This window comes from bacterium (genome assembly GCA_021372615.1).
Lineage (GTDB): Bacteria > Armatimonadota > Zipacnadia > Zipacnadales > UBA11051 > JAJFUB01.
Window position 1 is genome coordinate 1 of the sequence record JAJFUB010000119.1, and the last position, 5,562, is coordinate 5,562.

General features: G+C 68.7%; 5 protein-coding genes. 3 read left to right on the forward strand and 2 right to left on the reverse strand.

Annotated features, from left to right (window positions below; genetic code table 11):
* Positions 1 to 151: 151 nt before the first annotated feature.
* The 3 genes from LLH23_17705 to LLH23_17715 all read left to right on the forward strand — a co-directional run bounded on the left by LLH23_17705 (position 152) and on the right by LLH23_17715 (position 2,700).
* On the forward strand, positions 152 to 1,210 hold the full coding sequence (locus LLH23_17705) for a Gfo/Idh/MocA family oxidoreductase (GenBank protein MCE5240303.1): 1,059 nt from the start codon (positions 152 to 154) through the stop codon (positions 1,208 to 1,210).
* A 168-nt stretch (positions 1,211 to 1,378) separates the two neighbouring features.
* Positions 1,379 to 1,885: a YkgJ family cysteine cluster protein gene (locus LLH23_17710; protein MCE5240304.1), complete on the forward strand. Its 507-nt coding sequence runs from the start codon at positions 1,379 to 1,381 to the stop codon at positions 1,883 to 1,885.
* Complete coding sequence (locus LLH23_17715) at positions 1,876 to 2,700, forward strand: amidohydrolase family protein (GenBank protein ID MCE5240305.1); 825 nt, start codon at positions 1,876 to 1,878, stop codon at positions 2,698 to 2,700. Before LLH23_17710 ends, LLH23_17715 begins: the two co-directional genes overlap by 10 nt.
* A 50-nt stretch (positions 2,701 to 2,750) precedes the next feature.
* Here the strand turns inward: LLH23_17715 and LLH23_17720 are convergent, their stop codons facing one another.
* Positions 2,751 to 3,884, reverse strand: coding sequence for a DUF1343 domain-containing protein (locus tag LLH23_17720; protein MCE5240306.1), 1,134 nt, complete (start codon positions 3,882 to 3,884; stop codon positions 2,751 to 2,753).
* Positions 3,885 to 3,952: 68 nt separating this feature from the next.
* Positions 3,953 to 5,485, reverse strand: a complete 1,533-nt coding sequence (locus LLH23_17725) for an MBL fold metallo-hydrolase (GenBank protein MCE5240307.1) — start codon at positions 5,483 to 5,485, stop codon at positions 3,953 to 3,955.
* Positions 5,486 to 5,562 lie beyond the last annotated feature (77 nt).

The window sequence follows — 5,562 nt, forward strand, 5'->3', positions numbered from 1 at the left end:
ACCGCGACCGTCCACTCGTCGCGGTCGGTGACCGCTCCCACACATGACCGCTCCCACACGCTTCGCCGCAAGGGACGGGAATCCTCCTTGCCTGGCAGGTGTCGTAGGTCGCGGCGGGAACCTCCCGCCAAACCCCACCAGGAGCGACACCATGAAGAAGCTGAAGGTCGGCGTTATTGGCACCGGGATGATCGGCAAGCACCACCTCAACGCCTACAGGGACCTGGCTGATGCCGAGGTCGTCGCCGTGGCGGACATCCGTCAGGATGAAGCTGAGCGCGTCGCGGCCGAGCACGGCATCCCGCATGTGTTCACCGACTACAAGAAGCTGCTGGCCATGGACGAGATTGACGCGGTGGACGTGTGCCTGCACAACGCCCTGCACTGCCCCGTCACCTGCGCGGCCTTCGCGGCCGGTAAGCACGTCTACTGCGAGAAGCCCCTCACCCTCACCAGCAAGGACGCCCGCAAGATGGTGGCCGCTTCCGAGGCGGCCGGCAAGAAGCTGGCCATGCAGCTCGGCACGCTCTTCTCCAAGCCCGCCCGTGCGGCCAAGCACCTGATCGAGACAGGCCACCTGGGCCAGCTCTACTACGCCAAGGCCTCCAACTACCGCCGGCGCGGCCGGCCCTATGTGGACGGCTACGGCACGCCACCTTTCGTGCAGAAGCAGAACTCCGGCGGCGGGGCGCTCGTGGACATGGCTGTCTACCACATCGGCCTGATGCTCCACCTGCTGGACAACCCCGACCTGCTCAGCGTCTCCGGCTCGACCTTCCAGGAGCTGGACATGGACACCAAGCGCCGCAAGGAGTCAGGCTACGACGTCGAGGAACTCGGGATCGGCCTGGTCAAGTTCGTGGGCGGTGTCACGCTCTTCATCGAGGAGGCCTGGGCCATCCACGGCCAGCAGGGCCCCAAGCACGCCGTCTACGGGGACAAGGGTGGCCTGACGCTCGACCCCCTCACCTTCCACAGCAACTTCAGCGGCCTCGATGGCGACACCAAGTTCGACGTGGACCAGTGGGACTGGCGCGAGAACCAGCTCCGCCCCGAGACGGCCGGCTACGCCAGCTCGCAGGCCCACTGGGTGGCCGGGCTGCTCGGCAAGGTGCCGCTGATTGATACCGGCCGCATCGGCATGAAGATCGTGATGATCGTCGAGGCGCTCTTCAAGTCGGCGCAGACGGGCAAGGAAGTGCGGTTCTGAGCAGATTCGTGGGCTGTCGCATCCGCGCCGCTGTAGGGCGGGGGTACGCCCGACACTCCTGTCGGGCGCACGACGGCGGGGTACAAGCCCCCTGAGACCGCGAGCGGTCTCTACGCCCTACAGGGGCGAACCCGCTTGCCGACGCGGCAAGGGTCGGGGTGAGGGCCGATGGCCGAGGCCACAACTGAGCCGCTAGACCTGTGCGCCGAGTGCGCCCGCCGGGGCGAGACCTGCTGCCAGAAGGTGGAGATCTACGTCACCGGCGGCGATGTCGCGCGCATCCAGGCCTTCACCGGCGCGACCGACTTCTGCGAGTGGCGCGACCAGGAAGACCCCGACTACTACCAGCCGGAGGAAGACCCCACCTGGTACTACGGCACGATCCGTGCCGACGGCAAGCGGCGGCTGGTCAGGCAGCAGCCCAACGGCGACTGTGTGATGCTGGGGAAGGTAGGCTGCCGCCTGCCGCTGCGGGTGCGGCCCCTCGTCTGCCGGCTGTACCCGTACGACTACGACGAGCAGGGCATGCGCAGTGTCATCACCGAGTACTGCCCGACCGACCTGCTACCCGCAGGGGCGACGTTGACGGACACCATCGGTATCTCCACCGAGCAAGCGCGCGCCTGGCACGAGATGCTGTATGAAGAGATCAGGAGAGAGTTGCCATGTTCTTGAACCACTGCCACGTCTTCCCCGAAGGCGCCTTCCCCGAGCAGCCGGAGTTGGGCACGCTGCCCGAACTGGAGCGCTTCCGGCAGGAGATGGGCCTGGACAAGGTCGTCGCCCTGGCGCCGTTCTGGGGCCCGCGCACGACGGAGATGCTCGCCGGCGAGGAGCCGAATGCCTGGCTGTGCCGCCGCCTGCAGGAGTACCCGCAGATCCTGGGCGCGGTGGCCGTCAGCCCCCTCGCGCCCGACGCCTGTGAGATCGTGGAGCGCTACGTGGCAGCGGGGTTCGTGGGGATCAAGACCCACCCGCCGGTCATGGGCTTCCGCATTGACGACCCGGCCTGCGACCCCTTCTATGCCCTCGCGGCCGAGTTGGGGGTCTTCGTGCTCTTCCACACCGGCGTGCACGGCGGGCGGCTGGAGACTTACCAGCCGCTGCTCATTGACAACATCCTCGACCGCCACCCGCGCCTGAAGGTCATCATCGAGCACATGGGCGTCTCGGACGGCATCGGCCGGGGCTTCTTCGATCAGGCCATGGCGGTGATCTTCAATCACTCGTCGAGTTGGCGGGGCGGCGGGGTGTACGCGGGGATCACGGGGCTGGCCAAGCCCCAGCACAGGCAACTCGTGGCCGATACCATCCGCGAGGTCGGGGCGGAGCGGACCATCTTCGGCCTGGACTGGCCCCACCTGCAGGGCCATGCGCCGGCGATTGCGCGCTTCGAGTCCGAGCTGACCGTCATGCGCTCGCTCGGCCTGACGGCGGAGCAGGAAGCGCTGGTGTTCGGGGGGACGCTAGGGGAACTGACGGGACGCTAGCGGCTCATTGTGGGGCGGGGCGGGGTACAAGCCCCCGCCCTACACTACCGCTACTCGTACAGCCGATACCCCGCCGCCTCTGCTCGGAAAGCCGCCAGTCCCTCCTGCCACAGCGCGGCGATCTCCTCGACGGGCCGCCTCTCGACCACCGCCTGCGTCGCCGCCGCGTGACCCAGCAGGTGGCGCATGCGCTCGGCCCCGAACTGCTCGGGCCACAGGCCTTGGAGCGTCACCGCGATCTGCAGGGCCGCCGTCACCGGCTCGAAGGCTTCCCAGTCGTGCAGCGTGATGAAGATACCCCGACACTCCTGCCCGACGAATTCCCGCTCGTAAGGCGTGAAGGCGAGCGGGGTGAAGCTGAGTGCCGCGATGCCGACCTCGTTGAGGGCCTCCGCGGCCTGCAAGTCGTCCATCCAGGGGGCCCCGATCACCTCAAAGGGCGTGTCGGTGCCGCGCCCTACCGAGATGTGGCACGCCTCCAGCGTCCCGATCGCGACGTACAGTAGCGCCTGGCGCGGGTTGCGAATGTTGGGCGAGGGGTTGACCCAGGGCAGGCCCGTCTGGTGGAACCACATGTCCCGCCGCCAGCCCGTGCAGCGCACGACCTGCAGGTCCGCGCCGAACCCGTAGGTGGCATTCGCCCAGGTCGCCAGTTCGCCCGAGGTGAGACCGTGGCGGAGGGGCAGCGGGTGCCACGCCGACAGCCGGGAGAACGGCTCGTCCAGCACCGGCCCCTCCACCCAGTCACCACGGATGGGGTTCGGCCGGTCCAGCACCCAGACCTGTAGCCCCGCAGCCGCCGCGGCCTCCATGCAGTGCGTCATGGTCGTCGTGTAGGTGTAGAACCGTACACCGATGTCGGCGATGTCGTAGACGAGGGCATCGAGCCCCTCCAGCATCTCGGGCGTGGGCCGCTGACGCTCGCCGTAGAGGCTATGGATGGGCAGGCCGGTGGGCTCGTGTACGCCCGAGGCGACGGGGGCATCGAGCTTCCCCTGGAAGCCATGCTCCGGCGACAGAATCGCCCGCACCTGCAACCCGTGCTCCAGCGCCAGGTCGAGCAGATGCCGGCGCTGACGGTCAACGGCGGTGTGGTTGCAGATGAGCCCCAGCCGCAAGCCCTGCAACGCCGCGAACCCGTCGGCGGCGAGTGTGTCGAGACCGGTGAGCGTGTGTGTTGACATGGATGTGAACCTCCGCGCAGACCAGGGCGGGGTGTCACGCGCAGCGTGACAGGGACCCCGCCAGATTCTCAGCCCAATGCTCCGCCCTGGGCGATCAGCTTGTGCAGCACGTAGTAGTCCTGCTCCAGGTCCCCCGACGGGCACAGCGCCCGCACCGCCGCCTCTGCCTGCTCCGCCCACTGGATGATGCGGCGGAACTTCGTGGCCGAGAAGGCGTAGGTGTTGCTGTGCCCGGCGGCGACCACATCGGGGGCCCAGTCGAGCGCCAACTGCGCACTGGGGACAAACCCGTCGTGGAAGCGGCTGCCGTTGTACGCGCAGAAGCCGCCGGTGCCGTTCCACTTGGAGGTCGGGGTGAAGTTGTCCCCGGCGAAGAGGACCTGGCGCCCATCCACGGTGGCCATGCAGACACAGTGCCACCATGTCTGCCCCGGCCACGGCGCGACCTGGAAGTCATACTCCTCCCAGCGCCACGCGCCCCGCTCCGGCCAGAGGTGGTCGGGAGCGATCTCCCGCTTCAGGAGCCAGGGCAGCGGCCGGACCGGGATGCCTCCGGCAGGACCTGCCCCCCGGCCTTGCCAGGCCTCGGCGATCAGCGGGTGTAGCCACGCCTCTGCCCCGTACTTGTCGCGCAGATACGGAATGCCGTCGCAGTGGTCGTAGTGGTAGTGGCTAACGATCATCGCCGTGGGCCGCACATCCAGTTCGGACAGCAGGGCCTCCAAGGCCGGCATCTCCGGCTGGAAGGGGTCCACCACCAACCCCGTCCCGCTGTCGGACACGAGCAGATAGCCGTTGCCGCCATACTGGTACAGGTGCGGGGAGTACTGCAGCGCCCCCGCCACCGTCGCCGTGGGCGACAGATAGCCGTCCTTGGTGCCGGGGCTGATCTGGCCCTTGGCGCGGTAGAAGTCCAGCAGGCGCCCGGACAACTGGCGCAGCAGGGGCTGGATCCCGCTGCTCACCACCGGCCCGTGCGACGGGCACAGCAGCCCGAGGCTGAGCCCCCGCAGGCGCTCTACACCCTCCCAGGCCGCCAGCGCGCCCGCGCCGGTCCAGTGGTCCCACTCCAGGTGAAACGGCTGCCAGATGGTCCCGCCCGCGTGGGCCGCATCGCCGCAGCACAGCGCCTGCCGCCCGCCGTGGTCCAGCAGGATCGAGCAGGCATTGGGCCCGTGGCCGGGGGTGTGGACGAACCGCACCCGCCGCCCACGCCACATCATGTGCCCATGACCGGCGATGTTGTAGGTGACGTTCGGAACCGGCCGGCGCGGGGGCAAGTAGTTCGCCGGGCAGCCCATCGCCCACCACGGCGGTAACACCCGCAGGTCGCGGTCTGGCGCCAGTACGGACTGCTCCCCGGCGGGAGCGTGGATGGAGCAGGAGCCGCCAGCCCGCGCCGCCAGACCCACGCACTGGTCGTCATGCGCGTGCGTCAGCAGCACATGGTCGAGGTGGCTGATCCCCAGCGCCGGCAGGTCATCGAGCCACGCGCCGCTGCCGAAGTCCACCGCCAGAGCATGGTCGCCATCGCGGACGAGGTACACGTTGCAGGTGTCGCGGAACAGGTAGAGGTCGGGGAGGAGTTCGGTGCGGTCCATCTGCGGGTCTCCGATTGTTGGTCGTGCGAGTCGCGGTCGCGGTCGGTGACCGCTCCCACAGACTGGCGTCTGCTCAG